The sequence below is a fragment of the Nocardia sp. NPDC004168 genome, assembly GCF_040610355.1.
In the GTDB taxonomy this organism is placed as follows: Bacteria; Actinomycetota; Actinomycetes; order Mycobacteriales; family Mycobacteriaceae; genus Nocardia; species Nocardia sichangensis.
In genome coordinates this window covers 1-2,579 of record NZ_JBEXME010000094.1, presented here as the reverse complement: position 1 = coordinate 2,579, position 2,579 = coordinate 1, and the positions used below count along the sequence as shown (strand labels likewise).

The 2,579-nt window shown below is 57.3% G+C and carries 2 protein-coding genes and 1 pseudogene; 1 reads left to right on the top strand and 2 read right to left on the bottom strand.

Annotation, left to right across the window (positions count from 1 at the left end; all coding sequences use genetic code 11):
* Positions 1 to 462 (top strand): annotated as a pseudogene (locus tag ABZW96_RS37490) (hypothetical protein); the annotation flags it as partial.
* A gap of 366 nt (positions 463 to 828) precedes the next feature.
* Here ABZW96_RS37490 and ABZW96_RS37485 read toward each other — a convergent pair.
* Together ABZW96_RS37485 and ABZW96_RS37480 are read right to left on the bottom strand one after the other, a co-directional pair.
* Positions 829 to 1,227 (bottom strand): hypothetical protein, encoded by a 399-nt coding sequence (locus ABZW96_RS37485; RefSeq protein WP_355081619.1) that lies wholly within the window; start codon positions 1,225 to 1,227, stop codon positions 829 to 831.
* Positions 1,228 to 1,420: 193 nt separating this feature from the next.
* Positions 1,421 to 1,654 (bottom strand): hypothetical protein, encoded by a 234-nt coding sequence (locus ABZW96_RS37480; RefSeq protein ID WP_355081617.1) that lies wholly within the window; start codon positions 1,652 to 1,654, stop codon positions 1,421 to 1,423.
* Between the last annotated feature and the right edge of the window lie 925 nt (positions 1,655 to 2,579).

The following is a 2,579-nucleotide window of genomic DNA, read 5'->3' as shown; positions in this document are numbered from 1 at the left end:
CCTCCACCAGCAGCATCACCGGACACCAGCCGATGATCAACCCGCCACCCCGAGTGGCGGGTTACAGCATCAACCTTCCCGGACGCGGCACTAGCCGCCGGCGCACTCAGCAACGCCGTGGCCCGCCGCGGTGACGTGGCCGGCTGCATTCTGCACATCGACCGCGGGTCGCAATTTCGAAGCCGAAAGATTTTGGGCGCCTTGGCTCGTCACGGCATGGCCGGATCGATGTGCCGCGTCGGTGCGGCCGGTTACAATGCCGCCATGTAGAGCTTCTTCGCATTGCTGCAGTAGAACATCCTGGACCGCCGATCCTAGTACGGCCGTGAGGAATTGCGCATCGCGATCGTCACCTGGATCGGGCGGACCCACCACCGCCGCCGACGGCAAACCGCTCCCGGTCGTTTGACGCCGGTCGAATACGAGACAATCATGACCCCACCGGCCAGTCATGCCACATGACCGAACCTGTCACCCGATCGTGCAGCAGTCCCCTTCGTCTACATCGAGATCTTCGACAACCGGCAACACCCAGCCTCGGCTGGCTCACACCGGCGGAGGTCGATAAGGCAAACCGACCTCTACCACCGTGTCCCGAATCCCACAACCAAGCGAGGACAACCCAACCGGACTCGTGTCAATTAAGAGTCCCTTTCTGCCCGGACACTCAGCGCGTCGATCGCATCGCTCGCGACCAGTTGATCAAACGCCTGACCACCCCTGTAAACATAGCATTTCATCGACCGGGGTGGTCGCACCACCCTGCGAACGCATAGCGAACTCCAAAGACACCTGAGTGTGGTTACGATGTCCAGCCCATCGCTCCCGTCATTTATCTATGATTCCTTGTTGCGCCTTGCTAAAATTGGGCGATAGCAGATCGCTCCCGTTTTGCCACTCTTGTACAACTTCGACGAAAGGGCGCGGCAGTAACTCAGGGTTATTCATGGCGATTTGATATTGCCGCCGGACATCCTGGCTGGATTCAATGATGGCCGCCATGATCTCGGCAGCAAGTTCCTGATTGCCAAACTTCGCACAGGTTCCCGGCTCTAGGTATAGGTTCCGCAGCCGTCCGATCACATCTACCTCGGGAATGACCAATCCACTGGGCGAGGGGCGACGTGCGAAAATCCCATCGGTGCGCTCGCGAACTTCAGAGACGCGGTGGCGCAGCTCCCTCGCCATGCTCAGACCCGCCCGTACGTCCGGGTGTATTTCTTTCATCGACACTCGCTCATCCGTGAATCGGTTCCACACCTGCGACCGAACAGCCAATCTCTGCGCGCATGCCAAGCAACCCCAGGACCCGAACACACCTTAGCTACGAATTTTGGCCGCATTCGCTGCCAATGGATCCGAAAATCCAATGTCTACGCACTAGGATGATGCATGATTACCCGAATCAACCCTGCCACCCTCAGCCCATTTCTGGTTTATCCAATATCTCAGCGGCGTCGAAAATCTCTATCGCCAATCGGATAAACATATGAGCCCGACAGCATTCACCAGACAGATTTTCAGAAGAAGGCTGATTCAAAGTTGCGGAATTTATTGCAACTTCCAAATTGTTCGCATCGGAAGAATCACACGAGTATCCGACAGTCGCCAAACTATCGCCCATTTGATATAAGGCAACTGCAATCTTTCGCATTTGTTTTACAGTACGAGCCGTGGTCGACTCTTCTTGATCTAGTGATCCATTCTCTGCACCATTAACGGATGTATCATTCCGAAGCATGCTCGGGCACTCGACTTCCTGTCAACCTCAACATTACCGACTATGTTGTCCTAGACTTTTGAGCGCGCAGGCAATGCAAAGCCTGTGCATCCAGATCTATCTTGCATTATTAGCACAACCACGCAGAAGTGGGCTAGAAATTTTTTGATATAAAGGAAAATATGCCACGAACTTGGAGGGATTTGAAGTGCCAGAATCGTCTGGATCGAGTTCCACTCACGGGTGCGTTCGGAACCGACGATAGGGCAGATCGTTAACTGTGATCGCGACTGCCGCACTTATACCCATCCATCGCATCGCTTCGCGATACCGCCCAGGTGTCGCCAGCTGTGGCGGCCGTACCTTTCCCTTCAGTGTGGCCTGAACAGCACGATGTGGTTCTATCCCCTGGCCACTCGCCGCAAGGGCCGGCCACCGCCCGCACTGCCGACGAGATCATAGCGGCGATAGCGGTGCCGGGCCTTACAGACGATCTCCGCCCGCGCGGGCGGCTAACGCACCGTAGGACTACCACTGAGCCTGGGTGCTGATCCGGATAGGCTGTGCCCCTGACCGCGGCTACTGGCTACTGGCTAGACGTAGCATTCACCAACTGCAACGGGTCTGCAAGCTGCGACAGTCTGTAGAGCACCCGCCGAGGCAACAGGCCCATACCGATGAGCCACATGAAGCGGCGGCGGTGGCTCCTCTGCGTCGCTCGCGCCAGGGGTTGCCGGTCGTCGGGCTGGCCATGCAATCAACTGCTAGGTGTATGAGGCCGTGACGTTGTTGACGCCAGTGTGGAGGCGGCTGGCTGGAGGCCGGTTTCCGGCGGCGGAATGTGGTCGATGGTCCCTCT